Source organism: Brachybacterium sp. SW0106-09, from assembly GCF_001293905.1.
GTDB classification, from domain to species: Bacteria; Actinomycetota; Actinomycetes; order Actinomycetales; family Dermabacteraceae; genus Brachybacterium; species Brachybacterium conglomeratum.
In genome coordinates this window covers 94,544-114,583 of record NZ_BCAK01000055.1, presented here as the reverse complement: position 1 = coordinate 114,583, position 20,040 = coordinate 94,544, and the positions used below count along the sequence as shown (strand labels likewise).

Genomic DNA, 20,040 nt, shown 5'->3' with positions numbered 1-20,040 from the left:
TCGAGTTCCGCTTCAACGTGTAGGCAGGCACCTTCGCGCGTGTGCCGCAGTCGGAGCCGAGTGGCCCTCGACGCAAGTGTGATATCACGATATCGTTCTGGGGGAGGTGGTCGTGATGACGAACGTGCTGATCCGTGGTCTGAGTGAGTCTGCCGTCGAGCGCATCGATGCTGAGGCGGCGGCCCTGGGGCTCTCGCGCAACGAGTACCTGCGTCGGCGCTTGGAGCAAGATGCCCCGCCTCCAGCAGCGGCCACGGTCGATGCTGATGACTGGAGGCGCTCAGCGGAGGCTTTCAGGGATCTTGCTGACCCTGACGTGATGGATGCCGCGTGGCGGTGACGAACTGGCTGGTCGACAAATCGGCATACGTGCGGATGCAGGCCGGGCAGGCGGCGAGCCTCTCCGAGTGGAACTCGCGCATTGAGCGCGGGCTGACGCGTCTTTCGACGGTGACGCGGCTCGAACTCGGCTTCTCCGTCCGCTCGGGTGAAGTGGGGCGCGAGGCGTTCGGGCTGCCTCCGCTGTCGCTCATGCCGATCGAGCACCTCACGCCCGCGATGGAGGATCGCGCCTTCGAGGTGCAGATGCTCCTCGCCGATCGTGGCCGGCACCGCGCTCCGTCCATCCCGGATCTGCTCATCGCCGCGACGGCGGAGAAAGCGGGGTTGACGGTCCTGGCCGTCGACAAGGACTTCGATCTCATTGCGGAGGTCACCGGTCAGCCTGTGGAGACGCTCGTACTGAACTGACCCATTGCGGTCGCGTCACCGGCCCATGAATCGGCTGGCGGTGCAGGATCTCAGTGGGCTTCGAGACGATGTCCCGGCACTGGTGCCGCCAGTGCCCGTGCTGACGCCAGATCCTGCGCAGCTCTGTCGCATCGGCGGCGTTCCACGCCGCCAGCAGCTGCAGTCTCTCCGCCGTCGGGGCGGTGGGCTCTGCGATGTAGGCGGACAGGGCGATCGACGGCGCGGAGTCCAGTGCGAGCTCCTCGAAGCCGAGGGTGGGCTCCCCGACCTCGTAGTGGTGGAGGATCTTCGTCCCGGCGCGGTGGACGCCGACGTCGTGAGCGGCCCACCGGGCGCTGAAGTCCTCGCTGCGGGTGGTCAGCTCGCCGACGAGCTGACTGCGCTGCTTGTCGTGCGGCGTCGCTCCGGCCTGGGCGCGCAGGATCTTCACGCAGGTGGCGGCGGCTCCGTCGAGGTCGTCGTAGAACCTGGCGGCGGCGGGGTCGAGGAAGACGAAGGATGCCAGGTTCGGCGCGGAGGCGTCGGAGACCCCGGTCAGCTCGCCCTTCTCGATCCGGTTGTAGTAGTCCACCGAGGCAGATCTCCCGGTTCCACCGTGCGCTCGCCTGGTCGTGCTCTCCGGTCTCCCGGGAGTCGGGAGGACGAGCATCGCCGAGATCGTCGCTGCGCGCACAGGGTCGGTCCACCTGTCCGTCGACGCGGTCGAGGACTCGATGCTCGCCTGCGGTCGACGGCTTCGGCAATCGTGTCGAGGTGATGACGCCGGCTGCGTGACATGCGGTCGGCGCCGTCGCTCGCCGCCAGGGGGTGTCGTCGGAGAGTGTGGCCGCGCTCAGAACAGCGGCCACGGCACCGACGGCATCTCGCCGCCCGGGGCCGGGAAGAGCCCGTCCTCCTGCAGCCGGGCGCATCGCGCTGCGAGGGCTGCGAGCTCGTCGGCGCTGAGCAGCTCCGCAAGACGCTCGCCGAGCTCGCCGTCCAGCTCGTCGGCGACGCGGCCGACGCCTCCCAGCTCCTCGGCGGCCAGCGGCTCGCCCAGCCAGCCCCACAGGACGGTGCGCAGCTTGTCGTCGTGGTGGAAGGTGAGGCCGTGATCGACGCCGTAGCGGTGCCCGCCCTCCATGGCCAGGACGTGGTCGCCCTTGCGGTCGGCGTTGTTGACGATCACGTCGAACACCGCCATGCGCCGCAGCGCGGGCGTGTACTCATGGACCAGGACGATCTGCTGACCATCCTGGTCCTCGCCCTCGAGGACGGCCCGCCAGCCCGTGTCGGGCACCTCGTCCGCCGCGACGAGGTCCACGGGGCTCTGATCGGGGTCCCGCTCCTGCCAGAGCTGCACCATCCCCTCCCCGAACGGGCCGTCGCGCAGCCAGGTGCGCGGCACGACCTCCCAGCCGAGGACCTCGGAGACGAGGTAGGAGGCCACTTCCCGACGGGCCAGGGTCCGGCCGGGGAAGTCCCAGAGCGGGGCCTCGCCCGCCACCGGCTTGTACACGACCGCGTCGTCGCCGATCCTGCCCAGGAACGTCGCGTTCGACGCCGTCGCGAGGCGACCGGTGAGCGTCAGCTCGGCGGTCACCAGGTCAGCCTGGGACATCAGGACTCGGGGATGATGCAGGTGTGGCCATCAGGATCGATGGGGTAGCCGCAGAGCGTGCACAGGGGACGCCCGGCGTCCACGACCTCGCGGGTGCGCTGGGTGAACGCCCGGGCGGTGCCGACGGGCATCTTCACCCTCAGCATCTCGGAGTCCTCAGCGAAGGAGTCCTCCGCGGACGAGTCCTCCGCGAACCCCTCGTCGAGCTCGTCGTCGGCGGGGAGAGGATGCGCCTCGATGATCACCTGCGCCGTGGTGGGGTCCCAGCCGATGCCGATGGTGCCGGCGCGGAACTGCTCCTGGACGGTCTCCAGCGGAGCATTGTCGACCAGCTCGACGGGAGTGCTGGTGGGCACGCTCCAGCGGTTGCCCTCGACCTCGCGGAGCCGGTCGAGGATCTCGTCGATCTTCTGCGCGAGCAGGGCCGACTGCTCCTTCTCGAGGGCGATGCTCACGATCTGCGCCCCTGTGCGCGCCTGCAGGTAGAACGTCCGGGCCCCGGGACGCCCGAGGGTCCCGATGACGACCCGGTCCGGCCAGTCGAACTCATGAACATGGGCGGGCACGTCGGTCATGTGACGATCCTAGGCGCCGCGGCCTCGGCAGCGGGAGCGCCCGCGCCGCCGCCCACCGCGGCATCACCGGCGCGGACGCCCGCCGCGAGCCAGGACAGATCGCCGGAGTCGGTGTTGATCGCCAGGACCCTCGGCCTGATCGCGCCGTAGCTCACGATCGACACCGAGGCGGGGCCCGCCTCCAGCCTCTGGAACATGTCCAGGTGCATGCCGAGCGCATCGGCCAGGACCGACTTGATGATGTCGCCGTGGCTCACCGCCACCCACACCGCTCCCGGACCGTGCTCGGCCTCGATCTCCGCATCATGGCGTCGGATCGCCGCCACCGCCCTGGCCTGCATCCCCGTCATGGACTCACCGCCGGGGAAGACGACCGCGGAGGGATGCGACTGCACGGTCCGCCACAGATCCTCCTTCGCGAGATCGTCGAGCCGTCGGCCCTGCCACCGGCCGTAGTCGCACTCCGTGATCTCGTCCTCGATCGACCAGGGCGGCGCGACCGCCTGTCGCTCGACGATGGCCCGGGCGGTCTCCCGGCAGCGGTCCAGCGGACTCGAGACCACCGCGGCGACGGGCACCGCCGCGATCCTGTCGCCGGTCCGCGCGGCCTGCTCGCGTCCCACATCGTCCAGGCTCACGCCAGGAGTTCGGCCCGCCAGGAAGCCCGTCGCATTGGCCGTGGTGCGACCGTGCCGCACGAGGAGAACTGTCGCCATTCCTCCAGCGTAGCGAGGCTGGGGAGACCTGCTCCACCACCTGCCCGTCAGCGCCCGCGATCCACGGCATCGTGCTGAGCCCCGGGCGAGTAGGGTCTCGATGACTGGGCGCGGAGCGCGCCGGGGAGGGGCAACCGATGGATGACAGGACGACGGACGGTACGAGGGACCAGAACAGCGCGGACGTCGTCGAGCTCACCGGGCGGCTCCTCTGCGCTGACCTCACCGAGGCCTCCACGGTCCGGCAGCACCTGCCCGAGCACATCGCCCTCACCCGCGCCGAGCCCGGATGCTTCCGCTTCGAGGTCGAGCCGACCGAGGACCCGCTGGTCTGGACCGTCGTCGAGCAGTTCGTGGACCGTGCGGCGTTCGATGCGCACCAGGCGAGGGTTCGCACGAGCCGCTGGCTCGAGGCCACCGCAGGGATCGCACGGGACTACGTCATCTCGACCCGGGATTCGCTCGACGAGGTGAGCGCCGTGACCCCCTCGCCAATGCTGCGCCGGCTTCGCGCCTCCGACGCCCCAGCGGTGCATGCCGCGTTCGGATCGGCCGACGACATGGCTCGTCAGGGCGACGTGACCACGCTGGCGGAGGCCGAGCGGTATGTCGCGCGCCTGCTCGAGGAGGACTCACCGCACGAGCCCTGGGCGATCACCGAGGGCGAGGAGCTGATCGGGCTCATCGCCAGGAGAACCTCAGCGGCTGGTTCTGGTACTGGGTGACGCACCGTGCCCGCGGACGCGGCCTCACCGCCCGCGCCGCCGCGACTGTCGCGCAGTGGGCGCTCACCGAGCGCGGCCTCGAGCGACTCGAGCTCGGGCACCGCGTGAACAACCCGGCCTCAGGCGCCGTCGCGCGAGCGGCGGGCTTCGTCAAGGAAGGCACCGAGCGCGGCAAGTTCCTCATCGACGGCCAGCGTTTCGATGTCGACACCTACGGCCGGCTGCGCACGGACCCGGCCCCGGCCTTCGACTCCCTGCCCCTGCGCGCCGGCGAATGACCGCGCGAGCCGCTATGCCACCGCCGCGTCACGCAGCTGCAGTCGGCGCACCCCGGGACGTATCCTGGCTCACACGGCATTGGAGGGATCGTGATGAGTGCGTCGCAGCACAAGCCCGTTCATGACCACGCGCCGGGACCGGGGGAGGAGACCCCGCTCCCGGAGCTCGAGGCGGATGAGACCGTCGCGCCGCGCCCCGAGGAGGAGATCGCGGATCTGCTGCGCGCCGATCCGGCCACGGAGGTGCCGGAGCCTGCGGCCGACTGACCCGTCGGCCCTGGAGCGGCCCGCGCCCGGGCTCAGAAGACGATGAGGCAGCCGAGCCCGAACAGGATGAGGAACGCGAACAGCGCGATGCTCACGAAGTTGTTCTCGGCGGAGCTCGGCTCCCGATCCTCCGGCGTCCAGCCCTCGATCGTCGGCGGCGTCGTCGTGATCTCGTTCTCGACGGGGTGATGTGTCGTGTTCATAGTGCTGCCACCAATCTGCTCGCTTCGGTCCAGGTCGAGATTGTCAGGATGACGAAGACGACCACGATGAACGCCGTGTACGTCCATCGCTGGGCGTGATCAGCCCGCCAGAACCGCCGCACGCTGACCACGCCGTTGACGGCGGCGATCGCGCAGAGCGCCAGGCCCACGGGGCCGGCGATCCACCCAGCGAGGCTCAGGAGCGGGATGAGGACGGGTATCGCCACATAGGTGATCGTGCACCGCAGCGCGGAGATCACGACGGCGACGCGGAAGGCCCGGTGCGCCCCGGCGCCTGAACTCGGCGCGGGCTCGCGGATCCCCAGCAGCCAGCGCATCGCCCCGTCGGCGGCCCGGTCGGAGCGGAACGCGGTGCGCCCGCTCGCTGCGCCGGGGCCGACGGGGCACGCGGCACGGGACCCCGCTGGGACGGGGGTCTCAGCGGCGACGTCCTCGGGAGCGACGTCCTCGGGAGCGACGTCCTCGGGAGCGACGTTCTCGGGGGCGAGGGAGGAGTGCATCACTCCTCCTGCCCCTGCTGCTCCCGCGGATCCTGCTGGGTCCGCGTGCGGTTGCTCCGCCAGAGTGCCCGCACGCCCGAGGCCGCGACCAGCAGGGCCGCTGCGCCGATGAGACCACCGGTGAAGAAGCCCCAGTACATGGGCTGGACGCTGGTAAAGCCGTCGCCCTCGCCGATGCCGCTGCCGATCAGGATGCCGAAGAACGGCGCGAGCAGGGCGACCACGAGCCCGACCATGATCCGTCGGAAGCCCGGCGGGGTGGGGGCGAGGACTACCCGGCGGCCCGGCGTGGGGATGCTCTGCGGGGAGGGGGCTCGCTCACTCATGATCATCGTCCTCCTGAGGGGTCGCCGCCGTCTGCGGCGGGCGGGGGTGGGCGGTGCTCGACGGGGTGGTGCTCGGGCTCGGGACACTGATGGGGGCGACCGCCTCGTCCTCGGGGGCGAAGTTCTTCAGCGCCCCCATCACCGGGCCGATGATGTCCATCGGCAGCGGGAACACGACGGTCGAGTTCTGGTCCGCGCCCAGCTCCAGCAGGGTCTGGAGATAGCGCAGCTGGAGCGAACCGGGGGCCTCGCTCAGCACGAGCGCCGCATCCCGCAGCTCGGTGGAGGCCTCGAGCTCACCGTGCGCGCTGATCACCTTCGCGCGCCGTTCGCGCTCGGCCTCGGCCTGACGGGCCATTGCCCGCTGCATCAGCTCGGGGATCTCCACGTCCTTGATCTCGACGACGGACACCTCCACACCCCACGGCACCGCCTGCTGGGCGATCGAGCGGTAGAGGTCCTCGTTGAGGTCCGCGCGGTGGGCCAGGAGCGTGTCGAGGTCCGCGCGGCCCACCACGGAGCGCAGCGTGGTCTGGGCGTACTGGGAGGTGGCGACCGCGTGGTTCTCCACCTCCATGACGGAGCGCACGGGGTCTGCGACCTTGAACATCACCACGGCGTTGACGCGGGCGGTGACGTTGTCACGGGTGATGACCTCCTGGGGCGGGATCGTCAGGGTGACCACGCGCATGTCGACCCGCACGGAGCGGTCCAGATACGGCAGCAGGAGCACCAGCCCGGGGCCGATCGCGCCGCGCAGCCGGCCCAGCCGGAAGATGACCAGGCGCTCGTACTCGCGCACCACGCGCAGCGAGGCGATGAGCACGATGAGCACGAGGGCGGCCACGATGATGCCGAGGAGCATGCTGCTAGGCATGGGTGTCGGAGTCCCTTCCGTCGGAGGCGTAGCGGGTCCGGCCGAGGACCAGCGGGGTGATGCCGTCCGTCGGCGCCCGACGGTCGGAGGAGTAGGAGGTGCGGCGGCGCTGGAGCGCCTCCAGCGCTTCGGCCCGGTCCTCGAGGTTCTCGTCCAGCGAGCGGAACAGCACGCCCTCGGGATCCACGGGGGAGCGCCGTAGGTGGGACCACAGCGGCAGGGACAGGAGGGCAACGGGAGCGGCGGTGACGAGCAGCAGCAGCTGGCTCAGCCCGCTCTCGACCGTGAACGCCGCACCGAGCGGCCAGAGGATGGCCAGGACGCTCACCGCGCAGGCGATGCCGCGGTGGAACCGTGCGGATTCCGAGGACGGCCACGGGTCGACCTCGTGGCGCATCTCCCGGCCGTCGTCCGAGGTGGTGCAGGTGTCCTTGATGGGGCACGCATTGCACACCGAGGGCTTGCCCCGGTAGCGCATGACGCGGTTGTCCGGGTCGAAGGACTGCGGCCACAGCCACTGGTCCTCCGGGCACAGCCACGCGTCGTGGTCCTCGTGGTAGACGAAGCCGGTGGTCTGGTTCGCGTCGTGCAGGGTGTGCACCCGCTTCGCGAGCCGGTCGATGCCGTGGGCGGCGAGGACCAGCGCGATGCCGTAGGCGGCGGAGAGCCACGCGGCGATCTCGATGCTCTGCAGCCAGCCCGTCATGGCAGCGGGTCCTCACCGGCCGCCTCGTCACGCCGACGATCGGAGGCAAAGCGGGTAGAGGCCGCGTTCTCGGAGCGTCCCGCAGCGGTGCTCCCGCTGACGGGCGCTCGCACTCCGGTGCGGTCCTCGCGCGCCTCAGGGGTCTCCTGGACGAAGAGGGTCTCCGGCTCCATCTGGGTGACGGTCGCGCGGATCGCGTGCCGTACGCCGAGCCACGTGATGTACACGAAGGGCAGGATCCCGCCGACGATGAACAGGACGTCACCGGGCAGGCGCATCCACTCCAGGACCAGGTTCTCCGTCTGGGTCAGGTAGGCCAGCGACCGTGCCTCGACATAGCCCTCGCTGACCGACGCCCACAGCTGGAGCACGCCGAGCGGGAGCAGCGTCGCGAAGACCATCCAGGCCAGGCCGATGTTCAGCGACCAGAAGGACAGCTTCGCCAGGCGGTCGGGCCACTTCTCGGGCCGGATGATGTAGCGCAGCGCGAACAGCGCCAGTCCCACGGCGAGCATGCCGTACACGCCCATCATCGAGCCGTGCGCATGGTTCGCGGTCAGCGCTGTGCCGATCTGGTAGTAGGACACGATCGGCAGGTTCACCAGGAATCCGAACACGCCTGCGCCGAGGAAGTTCCAGAAGCCGACGGCCACGAGGAACATGACCGCCCAGCGGTGCGGGAAGGGCGCGGTGGTGCGCGATTCCTGCCGCGCGCCGAGCTGCAGGAAGGTCCATGCCTCGACGGTGAGGAAGGTCAGCGGGATGACCTCCAGCGCCGAGAACACGGCGCCCAGCGCCATGTGCTCGACGGGCGTGCCGGAGAAGTACAGGTGGTGCATCGTGCCGATGACGCCGCCGGCGGAGTAGAGGATGACGTCCAGCAGGATGATCTGGATGGCGATGCGCCTGCGCACCACGCCCAGCATCACGAAGATGTACGCGACCATCACGGTGGTGAACAGCTCGAGGAAGTCCTCGACCCACAGGTGGACCACCCAGAACCGCCAGAACTCGGCGACCGTCAGGTGGGACTCGTTCGTCGCGAGCAGGCCCACCGCGTAGAAGGCGGGGATCGCGAGCGCCGCGTACATGAACAGCCACGGCATGTTGAACTTCGACTCGGTGCGCAGGCGCGACCGGATCGCCCGCACGATGATCAGGAACCACAGTCCGAGGCCGATGGTCAGCAGGATCTGGAACATGCGCGGCAGGTCCAGGTACTCCCACTGCTGGGTGAAGAAGGGCGAGCCCTCCGCCCACTCGGGCCCGTAGATGCTGATGGCGGTGCCGCCGAACATGCCGACGACCACGAGCGCGAGGGCGCCCAGCAGGCCGTAGGAGAGGTAGTGCTGCCCCTTCGGCTCCCGGCCCGAGATGATCGGGGCGAGGAAGATCGCGGCCGCCAGGAACGAGGCCGCGGTCCACAGCAGGGACAGCTGCACGTGCCAGGTGCGGGCGAGGTTGAAGGGGAAGATCTGGGCAAGGTCGACGCCGAAGAAGCCCTGGATCTCGACCCGGTAGTGCTCCACGGACGCGCCGACGGTGGCCTGGATGAGGAACAGCAGGGCGACGACGAGGAAGAACCAGGCGGTGGACTTCTGCGCCTTGGTGATCCCGACCGTGCCGGGCTGCAGGAAGCGCAGCGCCGTGGTGTCGTTGCCCTTCCAGCCGAGCGTGCTGCTCCAGCGCCCGTACACCGCGAACAGCAGGCCGAGACCCACCAGCAGCGCGACCAGGGAGATCGCGGACCACACCAGGATGTCCGCCGTCGGGTGGTTGTCCACCCTCGGTTCGGCCGGCCAGTTGTTCGTGTAGGAGTAGCCGAGGCCGGGGCGCTCGGCAGCGCTCGCCCACGCGGTCCACGCGTAGAAGGCGGTGAGGTCGTGGATGTCCTCGGGGGCGGTGATCGCCTCGGGGACGAGTCCGTTCGCGGTGGTCGGATCGCCGAAGAACTCCGCGTAATGCTCCTGGATCGCCTCGAAGGCGCTGATCTGCTCGTCGGTGAACACGAGCGTGCCGGTCGCCTCCTCGTACCGGTTGGTGCGCTGCATCTGCGAGGTCGCGACCGAAGGGTCCTGGACGCCCTGGCTGGTGAGCTGCTCGGCGATGTGCTCGCTGCTCAGACGGAGGTACTCCGCGGTGTAGTCCGGGCCCAGGTAGGCGCCGTGGCCCATCACCGAGCCGTACTGCTGCAGGCCCCGCGCGAGGAAGATGTTCTGGCCGCGGGTGATGTCCTCCTGCGTGAAGATCTCCTCGCCGCTCTCGCTGACCACCCGCTCCGGCAGGGGCATCGAGTCGGTGTAGGTCCGGTAGGCGAGCACCCCCATCACCATGAAGCCGAAGATCAGGACGAGGGCGACGCCCTGGACCCATCCCTTCGAGAGGGAGATCTCGGATCTCGACCGGGCGGGGGAGTCCTTGTCGGTGACACTCACGAGGCTGAATCCATCCTGTGCGGAGGCGTCGCGACACGGGGCCGCTCCACCAGGGCGACGGGAGGCACGGCACCCTCGCGGCACGGCCTGGTCGTGCGGCGGGGGAAGGGTGCCGTGACCTCCCTCGAAGCTGGGCACAGCATCACCTGGGAGTCCCGGATCGAGAATGACGTGCGTCAATCGAGTCCATTTCGGGGCGCTGAGCCTGATCTGCGTCAGTCAAGTGCACGGCGACAGAGGCGTCCTCTGCGGTGGACGGGGCCGGTGGGTCGATGGGGCCGACGGGACGCAGCGTCCACAGGCACAGGGCCGACGGGGCCTGGCGGCCGGGCCCTAAGGCCGGTCCCGGGGCGGTGCGCGGCGGCTACGGTGGTAGCGCGGCTGAGAGCTGTGGCGATGGAGCGTTGCAGCACTCGTGCTCGCAGGTCGTGGCATCCGCGACGACCTCCCGCGGCCCGCGCTCGCCGAGGAGGATTGACGGTGGCCCTGCAGGTCTCTCCCCATATGCCGGTGCGCAGCCCCGGCCGGCGCCGCACCATCCCTCTGCGCGTCCTGCCCATCCCGCACGAGTGCCCGCTGCCTGTGCGTCTGCGGGCACTGAGCCGGTCCCGCTGGTTCCACTCACTCGACGAGCGGCAGCTCCGGGCGCTCGATGCGCGCATGACGCGCTGCAGCTGGGGAGCCGGGGAGACTCTCTTCCGCGCCGGCGAGGGCGCCGATGCCCTGTACATCATCGCCGAGGGACGGGTCCGGCTCTCCCAGCGGGCCGCGGACGGCACCGAACGGGCCACCGACATCCTGGGGCCGAGCATGCCGCTCGGCGCTGTCGGGGTCGGCCGGCGCACCGTGCAGCGCGAGACCGCCGAGGCGCTGGTGGACACGTGCGCGCTGCGCATCGAGCAGGCGATCTTCCATCAGATCCTGCTCGAGCACCCCACGGTCGCCGTGCGGGTGGTCGAGGCCGTCACGGACCGTCTCTCCCAGCTGCAGAACGAGACCGGCGGGTGGATGACCTGGCCCGTCGCCGCGCGGCTCGCCGCTGTGCTGCTACGACTGTCCGTGAGGCTCGGCCGTGATCGCGGACATCGCGGGATCCTGCTGGACGTCCCCTTGTGCCGTGCCGATCTCGCCGGCCTCACCGGCTCGACGCCCGAGTCCGTCTCCCGGGTGCTCAGCCGGTGGAAGGAGGAGGCGATCATCGACTCCGGCCGGCGCTGGGTCGCGCTGCTGGACGTCGAGCACCTGCGTCGGACCGCAGCCGAGGGGTGGGACGGGGCCGTCGCCGTGGGCGACGAGCCTCGACTGCGCTCGAGCTGACAGGACTGGGCGAGCCCGCCCCTCACCCCTCCTGCGGCGTCAGCGTGCGGGTGTACTGCACCTCGCCGGTCGCATCGATCAGCTCCACGGTGAACTCCTCTCCGTCGGGCGCGATCTCCACCCGGCCGAAGAACTGGCCCTTCCCGTCGCGCGGGGAGCCCATCGCGGGGCCGGCCTTCTGGAAGTCGACCTCGGGGCCGAAGGTGCCGTCCATCTCGTTGGGGCCGAAGGAGCCGGCGTTGATCGGTCCGGCCACGAACTCCCAGAACGGGTCGAAGTCGGTGAACGCGGCCCGGTCGGGGGAGTAGTGGTGGGCGGCGCAGTAGTGGACGTCGCCGGTGAGGAAGACGATGTTGCGGGTGCGCTGGGACTTGATCCCCGACAGCAGGCGCGCGAGCTCCAGCTCACGGCCCAGGGGTGCGCCGTCCTCGGCGTTGGCGATCGACTCCTGGCCCTCGCCGTCGGGCACCACGATCCCCAGCGGCAGGTCCGCGAGGATCACCTTCCAGGTCGCCTGCGACCTGCGCAGACCCTTCAGCAGCCACTGCAGCTGCTCCTCGCCGAGCATCGACGTGGCGCGCTGCTCCCGCCCGTCGGTGTTCTCGCCCTTGTGCGTGCGCATGTCGAGCACGAACACGTCCAGCGCCGGCCCGCGGGAGATCTTCCGGTAGATCCGCTCCGGCTCGAAGCCGGTGCCGGGCTTCAGCGAGCGGACGTCGGCGATCGGCTGGTACTCCTGCCAGGCGCGTCGGCCGCGCGCGGCCAGGGTGTCCACATCGACGACGGAGTAGCGGTCGTCCTCCAGCACCTCGCCGGGCCACCAGTTGTTGGTGGTCTCGTGGTCGTCCCAGGTGGCGATGACCGGGACCTCGGCGTACAGCGCGCGGATGTTCTCGTCCCTCAGGTTGTAGCTGTGGCGGCCGCGGAACTCCCGCAGTGTCTCGGCGACCTTCGCGACCTCGTCGGTGACCAGGTTGCGCCAGATCGTGCCGTCGGGCTCCTCGATGCTCTCCTCGATCGGGCCGTCGGCGTAGATCGTGTCCCCGGCGTGGAGGAAGAAGTCGGGCTCCACGGCGCGCATCGCCTCGTAGCCGAACATGCCGCCGACGTCGGGGTTGATGCCGTACCCCTGGCCGGCGGTGTCGGCCGTCCAGACGAAGGACTGCGCCCCGTCGGAGCGGTGCCCGGGCGCGGTCCCGAAGCGGCCGACGCCGACCTCGCCCCGTTTCCCGTTCTCGTCCTCGAAGAACAGCTCGACCTCGTACTGCGTGTCGGAGGGGAGGTCCGTCGCGCTGATCCGGGCGGTGAAGTCGGTCCGCTCGGTGGCCCAGGGGCCGCGCAGCACGATCGGCTCGCTGTCCCGGCCGCGGCCCTTCCCGCGGCCCCTCGAGGAGGAGGTGAGGCGACGGCCCTCATGGTCCAGGGCGTGCAGGACGGCCTGGAGCCGGCCCTCGCCCGAGGCGCGGGACCAGAGCACGGCGGAGTCCATGGTGACGTCCCCGGTCTGCAGGCCGGAGGGCAGGGTCAGGCGAGCGGCGCCGGGGCGGGAAGGAGCGGGACGAGCGGGCGCGGCGGAGGCGGCGGGCGGGGTGATGGCGGGGACCGCGGCGGCGAGGGAGGCCGCGGCGGCGCCCTTGAGGAGGGTGCGACGGGCGGGGGAGCGGAAGGTGTCCATGTCGGGAGTGAACTCCTCCGGGGTGACGAGGGCGTGGCCCGACGATGAACTCCGGGCGAGCCCGGCGTTCACCGCCCGGACCTGTCGTCGTCCCCGCAGCCCGTGACTACCGTGGGGCCATGAGCACAGCGAAGCCGCAGCGACCCGACCACATCGAGGTGCGCGGAGCGCGCGTGCACAACCTCCGCGGCCTCGACGTCGACATCCCGCTGGACCGTCTGGTCGCGATCGCCGGCGTCTCCGGCTCCGGCAAGTCCTCCCTCGCCATGGGCGTGGTCTACGCCGAGGGCTCCCGCCGTTACGTCGAGGCGCTGTCGACCTACACCCGCCGTCGCATGGCGCAGGCCCCGCGCGCGGACGTCGACGAGGTCGTGCACGTCCCCGCCGCGCTCGCGCTGCGCCAACGGCCCGGGGTGCCGAGCGTCCGCTCCACCTTCGGCACCTCCACCGAGCTGCTGAACGTGCTGCGCCTGATGTACTCGCGCCTGGCCTCCCACCTCTGCCCGAACGGGCACCGCGTCCCGCCCTCGCTGCTCGTCGCCGCCGAGGAGCCCTATCCCTGTCCGGAGTGCGGAGCGGACGTGGACCCGCCCGGCGCCGAGGCGCTCGCCTTCAACTCCGAGGGCGCCTGCCCCGCCTGCGAGGGCACCGGGATCGTGCGCGAGGTCGACGACGACGCCCTGGTCCCGGACACCTCGAAGACTCTCGACGAGGGCGCCGTGAAGCCCTGGAACATGTTCGGCTGGAAGGTGCAGCCGGACATCGCCCGCGAGTTCGGGGTGCGCACCGACGTGCCCTGGCGGGACCTCGAGGACTGGGAGAAGGACGTCGTCCTGGACGGCCCCGAGGAGAAGAAGGCGATCATGGTCCGCTCGAAGAAGGGCGCCCACGACCTCGACTTCACCTTCCGCAACGCCCGCCTCACGGTCACCGAGGAGCTGCGGCGCGCCCACGACGAGAGGCGGCTCGCCCGCGTCTCCCGCTTCCTGGTCGAGCGCACCTGCCCCGCCTGCGAGGGCACGCGGCTCTCGCCCGCGGCGCGGGAGCCCGAGATCGACGGGAAGGACCTCGCCGCCGCCTCCGCGATGACGCTCGACGAGCTCCTGGACTGGGCGCCGAGGATCATCGAGCCCCTACCGTCCGAGATGCATCCGATGGCGCGCGGGCTCGTGGACCAGTTCCTGCAGATGGCGGAGCGTCTCGTCCACCTCGGCCTCGGCTATCTCTCCCTGGACCGGGCCGGCTCCACCCTCTCGACAGGGGAGCGCCAGCGCGCCCAGCTCGCCCGCGCCGTCCGCAACCGCACCACCGGCGTGCTCTACGTGCTCGACGAGCCCAGCATCGGCATGCACCCCTCGAACATCGAGGGGCTCGTCGAGCTGATCGGCGACCTGCTCGCCGACGGGAACTCCGTGCTCGTCGTCGACCACGACGTGCAGCTGCTGCGCGAGGCCGAGGAGATCCTCGAGATCGGCCCCGGCGCGGGCGGCGACGGCGGCACCGTCATCGCCCAGGGGAGCGTCGAAGAGATCATCGCCGACGCCGCCTCCCGGCTCGGCCCGTTCCTCGACGGCCGCGAGGAGATCGTCGTCCGCGAGCGCGCCGCCGAGCAGGACGTCTTCGCGCACGGCGCGATCCGCCAGGAGAGCGCGCCGCTGCACACCGTCCGGGAGCTCGACGTCCGCGTCCCCCGAGGCCGCCTCACCGCGGTCACCGGCGTCTCCGGCTCGGGCAAGACCACCCTGGTGCTCGAGACGCTCGTGCCCGCGCTGCGCGCGAGGGGAGACGGCCGCGAACTGCCCGGCCACGTGCACTCGCTCGAGGCCGACGGGGTCGAGCACGTCCACCGCATCGACGCGACCCCGATCGGCGTGAACGTCCGCTCGACCGTCGCCACCTACTCGGGCGTGCTGGACCCCCTGCGCCGCGAGTTCGCCCGCACCCCGGCCGCGCAGGAGCGCGGACTGACCATGGGCGACTTCTCCTACAACACCGGCTCCCTGCGCTGTCCGCGCTGCGAGGGCACGGGCCGCGTCGAGCTCGACGTGCAGTTCCTGCCCGACGTCGACATCGACTGCCCCGACTGCGAGGGGAGTCGCTACGCCCCTGAGGCCTCGGAGATCCGGCGAGGGGACGTGACCCTGCCCGGCCTGCTCTCCGCCACCGTCGCCGAGGCGATCGAGCTCGTCGGCGACGTCCGCGCCGTCCGCCGCACCCTCGAGACCCTGGTCGACCTCGGGCTCGGCTATCTCACCCTGGGCGAGGACACCCCGGCCCTCTCGGGCGGCGAGGCGCAGCGCCTCAAGCTCGCCGGGCAGATGGGCCGCACCCAGCGCGACGCCGTGTTCGTCTTCGACGAGCCGAGCGTCGGCCTGCACCCGCTGGACGTGCGCACCCTCGTGCACGTCCTGGACCGGCTCGTCGACAACGGCGCGACCGTCCTGGTCATCGAGCACGACCTCGACCTGATCGCCAACGCCGACTGGGTGATCGACATGGGACCGGGCGGCGGCGCCGCGGGCGGCCGCCTCGTCGCCCGCGGCACCCCCGAGCAGATCGCCGCCGACGACGACAGCCTCACGGGCGGCCACCTGCGCCGCCACCTGGGCGGATGACGGCGACGGGCACTCCGCCTGTGGAGAGCGACGACGAGCCCCAGCACCCCCGGTACTTCCACGGCACGTGCGCGACGCTGCGGCCGGGGGACCTGATCACCGCAGGCCACCGCTCGCGCTGCCGGGACGACGTGGTCAAGAACCACGCCTGCTTGACCGCTCGCCGCGATGGCGGGGACCGGCCGCCGAGATCATCAACTGACGAGGACGCCGACACCCCCCCACGGCTAGGCTGGCTACGGCCGTGCGCAGAGGCGCGGCGCCCCAGCACGAGGAGACCCCATGGCCCTGCACGAGATCACCCTCCCCTCCGCGAACGGTCGCGACGAGATCCAGGCATGGCTGCACGTGCCCGCCGCCGAGCCCCGCGGCATCGTGCAGATCGTGCACGGGCTCGGCGAGCACTCCCGCCGCTACCTGCATGTGATCAGCGCTCTCGTCGACGAGGGCTTCGCCGTCCTCGCGGGCGACCACGCCGGCCACGGCGCGACCGCGATGCGCTCGGGGATCTGGGCGGACGCCGGGGACGAGGCGGCGCGCGTCGTCGTCGATGACGAGCTCGCGCTCCAGGCTCGTGCCCGCGAGATCCTGCCGGGTCTGCCGCACGTCCTCTACGGCCACAGCTGGGGCTCCATGATCGCGCGCGTCGTCGCGACCGCACCGCAGGCGCAGCTCGCCGGCCTGGTGCTCGGCGGGATCGCGGCGCAGATGCGAGGGATCGAGGCGAGCATCGACCGCGAGGCGCTCGCCGCCCTCGCCACCGGTGCGCAGCGGGCCGACCCCGCCCCCGAGGAGTTCGTCGGCCAGCTCTTCGACGGCTTCCTGGACCGCTTCGGGGAGGACGCCGGGCCCACCGCCTGGGTCGCGCTCGACGAGGACGTCGTCGCCGACCACGGCCGCGACCCCCTCAACAACTTCGGCGCCCCGATGAGCGCCCGCTTCCTCCAGGGCTTCGTGGACGTCTACGACCGGGCGAACTCCGAGGCGTTCTACTCCGACCTGCCCGCGGAACTGCCCGTGCTGATCCTCGCCGGCGACCAGGACCCGGTGGCGAACTACGGCGAGGGTGCGCTCCACGTCGCCAACCGCCTGCACGAGGCCGGCCGCACCGACGTGCGCACCCGCGTCTACCCGGGCGTCCGCCACGAGGTCCACAACGAGCCCACCACCCGCGACGACGTGGTGCAGGAGATCCTCGCCTTCGCCGCGCGCGCGACTGCCGGTTGAGGGGCTGGGCCGACGGACGTCGAGTGCGCCGTGCTACCGCCGTGCAGCGAGGAAGCCCCGGATCGCCTCCAGCAGCTCGGCGAGATCCCGCTTCGACATCGCGAAGCCGTCGGGCAGGTCCACATAGCCGCGGCTGACGTCTCCGTCCACGTTCGCCCCGGCGCCGGAGGCGAGGTGGATCCCGACGTCGGTGCTGGAGGATCCACCGGCGGGGTTGGAGAAGCGCTCGACGTGCGTCATCTCCTCCCAGCGCAGCCCCGTCTCGCGGACCCGCTCGCCCGGCCGGCGCGCGGAGATCGCGAGCCCGTGGCGGCTCAGGGTCAGCCGGCTGCCTCGCACCAACGGCCGCGCGGCGAGGACGGCGGTCACGAGGAAGAGCAGGGTCGCGAGTACGCAGCCCCAGCCCGTGGGCGAGTCCGCGCCGTGCTCCTGGAAGGAGCCGGCGGCCATCACTGCGGGGAAGAGCGCCAGGACCAGGGAGCCCAGCATCATGAGCACGCATCTGACGGGGCTCGCCGCCACTGTGACCATCCCGGTGCGGTGGAACTCGTCCCAGCGCCGCTGCACCTCTGACCGTGCCGTCCCTGCCCCCTGCGTCATCTCGGTCCTGCAGCGGTGCGCCGTCCCCGCGAGCCGCCGGTGCGAGCGTACGCCCCGGGGCGATGGCACGATGAGCGCATGAGCCCCGACGACGTGCAGTTCTTCCTCGCCCTCGAGGAGCAGGTGTGGCAGGCGCAGGTCACGGCGGACGCCGCGGCCGAGCGGGAGCTGCTGCCTCCGGACTTCCTCGGCGTGGACACCGGTGGGTTCAACGACCTGGAGCGCCATCTCGCCCAGCTGGCCGAGGGGCCGATCACCGCGGACTTCGCGCTGTCCGGGGCGCAGCTGCTGCGCGTGGGGGAGGACGCCGTGCTGCTGAGCTACCGCGCCGACGCCCGCGCCCCGGGCGAGCAGGCCGCGGAGACCTTCTTCATCACCTCGCTCTGGCAGCGGCGCGGGGATCGGTGGTGGAACACCTTCAGTCAGGACACCCCCGGCACCCGCTGAGCCCGTTCGCAGCGGAGGCACCGGCCCGGTGATCCCGAGGCGCCGGCCTCGGAGGCGCCGACGTCGGGCGTTCCGGCGCTCAGCTCGTCAGCCCCTCGCCCCCGCGCACGTCCGTGCCGTGCTCGGCGAAGGCCCGGAAGTCCTCCATATGGGCGAGGGTCTGCTTCCGGAAGGCGCCGCGCATCAGCGGGGCGAGCAGCCGCATCGGCAGCGCGGAGAAGCGGTACTCGTTCTCGCTCTCCCACAGCGTGGTCCCGTCGCCGAGGTCGTGCAGATGCTCCTTCGCCGCGGACCACATGCCTTCGGTCAGGAGCTCCCGCTCGTAGTGGACCACCACGTCGGCCGGGAGATCCTCGAGCTGCTCGGGATCGCGCCGGGTGATCGTCTCCCGCGCCTCCATCGTGCTCGATCCGGAGCGCATCTCGACGCGGGAGACGGCGCCGACGTGCCCCTCCCGCCCCTCGACCAGCTCGTGGGCGACGAGTCCCCGCAGCCAGGAGGGATGGTGGGCGGGATCCGAGAGCAGCTCGATCACGCGATGCCGGGGCTGGGCGATGGTGAGGACGAGCGTGAACTCCATGGGACGATTCTCGCGCCCGAGGGGAGCGGATGCACGACCGCGAGGCAGAAGCGCTCCGGGCGCCGTGCCGTCGCTGTGCCGCACCAGCGCTGCGCCGCCGTTCGGTGGAACCTCGGCATCTCGGGGCCGGGACCTCACCTCCGCGCCTCCCGGGACGTCTACGTGGTGAGAGAGCAGAGGAGGCCCTCATGGACGGACCCCGCCACACCACCCTCCGCACACGTCTCGGAGACCTCACCGTCTCGGCCGACGGGGAGGCGCTGACCGGGCTGTACTTCCCCGGGCACTGGCATCCGCCGAGCGCCGAACGGCTCGGTGCCGTGGTCGAGGCGGACGCCGATCCGCTGCTGGTCCGCGCCCGCGAGCAGCTCGAGGAGTACCTCGCCGGCCAGAGGCAGGAGTTCGACCTGCCGCGGCGCACCGGCGGCGACGACTTCTCCGAACGCGTGTGGGCGCTGCTGCAGGAGATCCCCTACGGGGAGACGACCACCTACGGCGCGCTCGCCGCGCAGCTGGGGACCCGCGGCCTCGCCCAGCGCGTCGGCCAGTGCGTGGGCCGGAACCCGCTGAGCATTGTCGTGCCCTGCCACCGCGTGGTCGGGGCCGACGGCTCCCTCACCGGGTACGCGGGCGGCCTCGAGCGCAAGCGCGCCCTGCTCGAGCTCGAGGAGCCTGACGAGCGCAGCGCCGAGCGGCTGTTCTGAGCGGCGAGGAGAGGCACATGACAGGTCCCGATACCGCCGCGTGGTCCCGGCGCCGCGTCGACGTCGCCGGTCCCTTCGACCACCGGGCCGCGCTCGCGACCCTCGCCGCGCACGCCGTCGACGGACTGCACCACCTGGACCTCGAGACCGGCACGTTCAGCCGGTGGGTGCAGGTCGAGGACGCCCAGCACCTGGTCACCACGCGGCTCGAGACGGGAGGGGCGAGCCTCGCGACCCCGTCGGGGGACCCCGCGGTCCTCGACGCGCTCGCGGACCTGACCGCGCGCTGGTTCGACCTCGCCGCGGACCTCGGCCCCGTCGACGCCCGTCTCGGCGCGGATCCGCTGTTCGCCGCACAGGTGCGGGAGCGGCCGGGACTGCGGATCACCCGCTTCCGCCAGCCCTTCGAGGCCGTGGTCTGCACCGTCCTCGGCCAGCAGGTCTCCCTTGCCGCCGGCCGGCTGTTCGCCGCGCGGCTCGTCGCCGCCCACGGCACCGCTCCGCGCGGCGAGGCGGCGCCGCTGCGCGCGTTCCCCGCCCCGGCCGCGCTCGCCGAGATCCCCCTCGAGGAGCTGCGGGCCACGATCGGCCTGACCGGCTCCCGCGCGAGGACCGTGCACGAGGCCGCGGTGCTGTGCGCGGAACACGGCGGAGGAGCGGTGCTGCCGCCCCGGGAGGCGCTGGCTGAGGTGCATGGCATCGGCGCCTGGACCCTGGACCACCTCGCGCTGCGCGCCGGCACCGACGCGGACGCCTATCCCGCCGGCGATGCGGTGCTGCGCCGCACCCTCGCCGCGCTCGACCCGTCGGCCGACGCCGCCAGGATCGCCTCCTGGAGCCCGTACCGCGGCTACGCGGCGACGAGGCTGTGGGCCTTCGGCAGATGAGACGGGGCC

24 protein-coding genes are annotated in these 20,040 nt (G+C 71.6%); 11 read left to right on the top strand and 13 right to left on the bottom strand.

From position 1 onward, the window contains the following. Positions 1-115 precede the first annotated feature (115 nt). Both Y09_RS14965 and Y09_RS14960 read left to right on the top strand, forming a co-directional pair. Positions 116-340 (top strand): hypothetical protein, encoded by a 225-nt coding sequence (locus Y09_RS14965; RefSeq protein ID WP_053918634.1) that lies wholly within the window; start codon positions 116-118, stop codon positions 338-340. Next, positions 331-750, top strand: a complete 420-nt coding sequence (locus Y09_RS14960; RefSeq protein ID WP_053918632.1) for a PIN domain nuclease — start codon at positions 331-333, stop codon at positions 748-750. Before Y09_RS14965 ends, Y09_RS14960 begins: the two co-directional genes overlap by 10 nt. Here Y09_RS14960 and Y09_RS14955 read toward each other — a convergent pair. The 4 genes from Y09_RS14955 to Y09_RS14940 all read right to left on the bottom strand — a co-directional run bounded on the left by Y09_RS14955 (position 713) and on the right by Y09_RS14940 (position 3,641). After that, entirely contained in the window at positions 713-1,321 is a 609-nt protein-coding gene (locus tag Y09_RS14955; RefSeq protein ID WP_200716833.1) for a hypothetical protein, read from the bottom strand. The two genes, Y09_RS14960 and Y09_RS14955, sit on opposite strands and share 38 nt — an antisense overlap. Positions 1,322-1,582: 261 nt before the next feature. Beyond that, positions 1,583-2,350, bottom strand: coding sequence for an SCO1664 family protein (locus tag Y09_RS14950; protein WP_053918631.1), 768 nt, complete (start codon positions 2,348-2,350; stop codon positions 1,583-1,585). Then, on the bottom strand, positions 2,350-2,925 hold the full coding sequence (locus Y09_RS14945) for a DUF3090 domain-containing protein (protein ID WP_053918629.1): 576 nt from the start codon (positions 2,923-2,925) through the stop codon (positions 2,350-2,352). Before Y09_RS14945 ends, Y09_RS14950 begins: the two co-directional genes overlap by 1 nt. Next, positions 2,922-3,641 (bottom strand): MSMEG_4193 family putative phosphomutase, encoded by a 720-nt coding sequence (locus tag Y09_RS14940; protein WP_200716832.1) that lies wholly within the window; start codon positions 3,639-3,641, stop codon positions 2,922-2,924. Before Y09_RS14940 ends, Y09_RS14945 begins: the two co-directional genes overlap by 4 nt. Positions 3,642-3,778: 137 nt before the next feature. Here Y09_RS14940 and Y09_RS17720 point away from each other — a divergent pair, with 137 nt between their 5' ends. The 3 genes from Y09_RS17720 (at position 3,779) to Y09_RS17710 (ending at position 4,911) form a co-directional block, all read left to right on the top strand. Beyond that, the gene (locus tag Y09_RS17720) at positions 3,779-4,366 is read left to right on the top strand and encodes an antibiotic biosynthesis monooxygenase (RefSeq protein ID WP_200716831.1); all 588 of its coding nucleotides are present in this window, start codon (positions 3,779-3,781) and stop codon (positions 4,364-4,366) included. Continuing rightward, complete coding sequence (locus Y09_RS17715; protein WP_200716835.1) at positions 4,363-4,644, top strand: GNAT family N-acetyltransferase; 282 nt, start codon at positions 4,363-4,365, stop codon at positions 4,642-4,644. Before Y09_RS17720 ends, Y09_RS17715 begins: the two co-directional genes overlap by 4 nt. Before the next feature lie 93 nt (positions 4,645-4,737). Beyond that, positions 4,738-4,911 carry a hypothetical protein gene (locus Y09_RS17710; protein WP_164736160.1) on the top strand — a complete coding sequence of 58 codons (174 nt, stop codon included), beginning with the start codon at positions 4,738-4,740 and terminating at the stop codon, positions 4,909-4,911. Between the two features lie 32 nt (positions 4,912-4,943). On the opposite strand, the gene Y09_RS17595 is transcribed toward Y09_RS17710, so the two are convergent. Genes Y09_RS17595 through Y09_RS14905 form a run of 6 tightly spaced genes read right to left on the bottom strand, consistent with a single transcriptional unit; the run spans position 4,944 to position 9,979 of the window. After that, positions 4,944-5,114, bottom strand: coding sequence for a hypothetical protein (locus tag Y09_RS17595; RefSeq protein ID WP_159419669.1), 171 nt, complete (start codon positions 5,112-5,114; stop codon positions 4,944-4,946). Further along, entirely contained in the window at positions 5,111-5,635 is a 525-nt protein-coding gene (locus Y09_RS14925; protein ID WP_234695759.1) for a hypothetical protein, read from the bottom strand. The genes Y09_RS17595 and Y09_RS14925 overlap by 4 nt, the downstream gene beginning before the upstream one ends. Continuing rightward, on the bottom strand, positions 5,635-5,961 hold the full coding sequence (locus Y09_RS14920; RefSeq protein ID WP_126986508.1) for a hypothetical protein: 327 nt from the start codon (positions 5,959-5,961) through the stop codon (positions 5,635-5,637). The genes Y09_RS14925 and Y09_RS14920 overlap by 1 nt, the downstream gene beginning before the upstream one ends. Next, on the bottom strand, positions 5,954-6,838 hold the full coding sequence (locus tag Y09_RS14915) for a slipin family protein (RefSeq protein WP_082358889.1): 885 nt from the start codon (positions 6,836-6,838) through the stop codon (positions 5,954-5,956). Before Y09_RS14915 ends, Y09_RS14920 begins: the two co-directional genes overlap by 8 nt. Further along, the gene (locus Y09_RS14910; RefSeq protein ID WP_053918624.1) at positions 6,831-7,544 is read right to left on the bottom strand and encodes a hypothetical protein; all 714 of its coding nucleotides are present in this window, start codon (positions 7,542-7,544) and stop codon (positions 6,831-6,833) included. Before Y09_RS14910 ends, Y09_RS14915 begins: the two co-directional genes overlap by 8 nt. Further along, positions 7,541-9,979 (bottom strand): nitric-oxide reductase large subunit, encoded by a 2,439-nt coding sequence (locus tag Y09_RS14905; RefSeq protein ID WP_053918622.1) that lies wholly within the window; start codon positions 9,977-9,979, stop codon positions 7,541-7,543. The genes Y09_RS14910 and Y09_RS14905 overlap by 4 nt, the downstream gene beginning before the upstream one ends. A 480-nt stretch (positions 9,980-10,459) precedes the next feature. Between Y09_RS14905 and Y09_RS14900 the strand changes: the two genes are divergently transcribed. Then, positions 10,460-11,296, top strand: a complete 837-nt coding sequence (locus Y09_RS14900) for a Crp/Fnr family transcriptional regulator (protein WP_234695758.1) — start codon at positions 10,460-10,462, stop codon at positions 11,294-11,296. A 22-nt stretch (positions 11,297-11,318) separates the two neighbouring features. On the opposite strand, the gene Y09_RS14895 is transcribed toward Y09_RS14900, so the two are convergent. Beyond that, positions 11,319-12,971, bottom strand: coding sequence for an alkaline phosphatase (locus Y09_RS14895; RefSeq protein ID WP_053918618.1), 1,653 nt, complete (start codon positions 12,969-12,971; stop codon positions 11,319-11,321). Positions 12,972-13,090: 119 nt separating this feature from the next. Between Y09_RS14895 and Y09_RS14890 the strand changes: the two genes are divergently transcribed. Both Y09_RS14890 and Y09_RS14885 read left to right on the top strand, forming a co-directional pair. Next, the gene (locus tag Y09_RS14890) at positions 13,091-15,586 is read left to right on the top strand and encodes an excinuclease ABC subunit A (protein ID WP_053918617.1); all 2,496 of its coding nucleotides are present in this window, start codon (positions 13,091-13,093) and stop codon (positions 15,584-15,586) included. Positions 15,587-15,868: 282 nt separating this feature from the next. Then, the gene (locus Y09_RS14885) at positions 15,869-16,813 is read left to right on the top strand and encodes an alpha/beta fold hydrolase (protein ID WP_053918615.1); all 945 of its coding nucleotides are present in this window, start codon (positions 15,869-15,871) and stop codon (positions 16,811-16,813) included. A gap of 33 nt (positions 16,814-16,846) precedes the next feature. Here Y09_RS14885 and Y09_RS14880 read toward each other — a convergent pair whose 3' ends face one another. Beyond that, the gene (locus tag Y09_RS14880; RefSeq protein WP_148639680.1) at positions 16,847-17,413 is read right to left on the bottom strand and encodes a hypothetical protein; all 567 of its coding nucleotides are present in this window, start codon (positions 17,411-17,413) and stop codon (positions 16,847-16,849) included. Between the two features lie 78 nt (positions 17,414-17,491). On the opposite strand from Y09_RS14880, the gene Y09_RS14875 reads away from it, so the two are divergent. Beyond that, the gene (locus Y09_RS14875) at positions 17,492-17,860 is read left to right on the top strand and encodes a nuclear transport factor 2 family protein (protein WP_053918611.1); all 369 of its coding nucleotides are present in this window, start codon (positions 17,492-17,494) and stop codon (positions 17,858-17,860) included. A 79-nt stretch (positions 17,861-17,939) separates the two neighbouring features. On the opposite strand, the gene Y09_RS14870 is transcribed toward Y09_RS14875, so the two are convergent. Continuing rightward, the gene (locus Y09_RS14870) at positions 17,940-18,440 is read right to left on the bottom strand and encodes an SRPBCC family protein (protein ID WP_053918609.1); all 501 of its coding nucleotides are present in this window, start codon (positions 18,438-18,440) and stop codon (positions 17,940-17,942) included. Positions 18,441-18,628: 188 nt separating this feature from the next. Between Y09_RS14870 and Y09_RS14865 the strand changes: the two genes are divergently transcribed. Both Y09_RS14865 and Y09_RS14860 read left to right on the top strand, forming a co-directional pair. Next, positions 18,629-19,144, top strand: coding sequence for a methylated-DNA--[protein]-cysteine S-methyltransferase (locus Y09_RS14865; RefSeq protein ID WP_053918607.1), 516 nt, complete (start codon positions 18,629-18,631; stop codon positions 19,142-19,144). Between the two features lie 17 nt (positions 19,145-19,161). Continuing rightward, positions 19,162-20,031, top strand: coding sequence for a DNA-3-methyladenine glycosylase (locus Y09_RS14860; RefSeq protein WP_053918605.1), 870 nt, complete (start codon positions 19,162-19,164; stop codon positions 20,029-20,031). Positions 20,032-20,040: the final 9 nt, after the last annotated feature.

What these genes read in the sequence shown, in the direction of transcription:
- Y09_RS14880 (WP_148639680.1), bottom strand. Translation starts at nt 17,413, where the DNA reads ATGACGCAGGGGGCAGGGACGGCACGGTCAGAGGTGCAGCGGCGCTGG.
- Y09_RS14910 (WP_053918624.1), bottom strand. Translation starts at nt 7,544, where the DNA reads ATGACGGGCTGGCTGCAGAGCATCGAGATCGCCGCGTGGCTCTCCGCC.
- Y09_RS17595 (WP_159419669.1), bottom strand. Translation starts at nt 5,114, where the DNA reads ATGAACACGACACATCACCCCGTCGAGAACGAGATCACGACGACGCCG.
- Y09_RS14860 (WP_053918605.1), top strand. Translation starts at nt 19,162, where the DNA reads ATGACAGGTCCCGATACCGCCGCGTGGTCCCGGCGCCGCGTCGACGTC.
- Y09_RS14920 (WP_126986508.1), bottom strand. Translation starts at nt 5,961, where the DNA reads ATGAGTGAGCGAGCCCCCTCCCCGCAGAGCATCCCCACGCCGGGCCGC.
- Y09_RS14945 (WP_053918629.1), bottom strand. Translation starts at nt 2,925, where the DNA reads ATGACCGACGTGCCCGCCCATGTTCATGAGTTCGACTGGCCGGACCGG.
- Y09_RS14950 (WP_053918631.1), bottom strand. Translation starts at nt 2,350, where the DNA reads ATGTCCCAGGCTGACCTGGTGACCGCCGAGCTGACGCTCACCGGTCGC.
- Y09_RS17710 (WP_164736160.1), top strand. Translation starts at nt 4,738, where the DNA reads ATGAGTGCGTCGCAGCACAAGCCCGTTCATGACCACGCGCCGGGACCG.
- Y09_RS14965 (WP_053918634.1), top strand. Translation starts at nt 116, where the DNA reads ATGACGAACGTGCTGATCCGTGGTCTGAGTGAGTCTGCCGTCGAGCGC.
- Y09_RS14915 (WP_082358889.1), bottom strand. Translation starts at nt 6,838, where the DNA reads ATGCCTAGCAGCATGCTCCTCGGCATCATCGTGGCCGCCCTCGTGCTC.
- Y09_RS14890 (WP_053918617.1), top strand. Translation starts at nt 13,091, where the DNA reads ATGAGCACAGCGAAGCCGCAGCGACCCGACCACATCGAGGTGCGCGGA.
- Y09_RS14870 (WP_053918609.1), bottom strand. Translation starts at nt 18,440, where the DNA reads ATGGAGTTCACGCTCGTCCTCACCATCGCCCAGCCCCGGCATCGCGTG.
- Y09_RS14940 (WP_200716832.1), bottom strand. Translation starts at nt 3,641, where the DNA reads ATGGCGACAGTTCTCCTCGTGCGGCACGGTCGCACCACGGCCAATGCG.
- Y09_RS14865 (WP_053918607.1), top strand. Translation starts at nt 18,629, where the DNA reads ATGGACGGACCCCGCCACACCACCCTCCGCACACGTCTCGGAGACCTC.
- Y09_RS17720 (WP_200716831.1), top strand. Translation starts at nt 3,779, where the DNA reads ATGGATGACAGGACGACGGACGGTACGAGGGACCAGAACAGCGCGGAC.
- Y09_RS14925 (WP_234695759.1), bottom strand. Translation starts at nt 5,635, where the DNA reads ATGCACTCCTCCCTCGCCCCCGAGAACGTCGCTCCCGAGGACGTCGCT.
- Y09_RS14895 (WP_053918618.1), bottom strand. Translation starts at nt 12,971, where the DNA reads ATGGACACCTTCCGCTCCCCCGCCCGTCGCACCCTCCTCAAGGGCGCC.
- Y09_RS14875 (WP_053918611.1), top strand. Translation starts at nt 17,492, where the DNA reads ATGAGCCCCGACGACGTGCAGTTCTTCCTCGCCCTCGAGGAGCAGGTG.
- Y09_RS14885 (WP_053918615.1), top strand. Translation starts at nt 15,869, where the DNA reads ATGGCCCTGCACGAGATCACCCTCCCCTCCGCGAACGGTCGCGACGAG.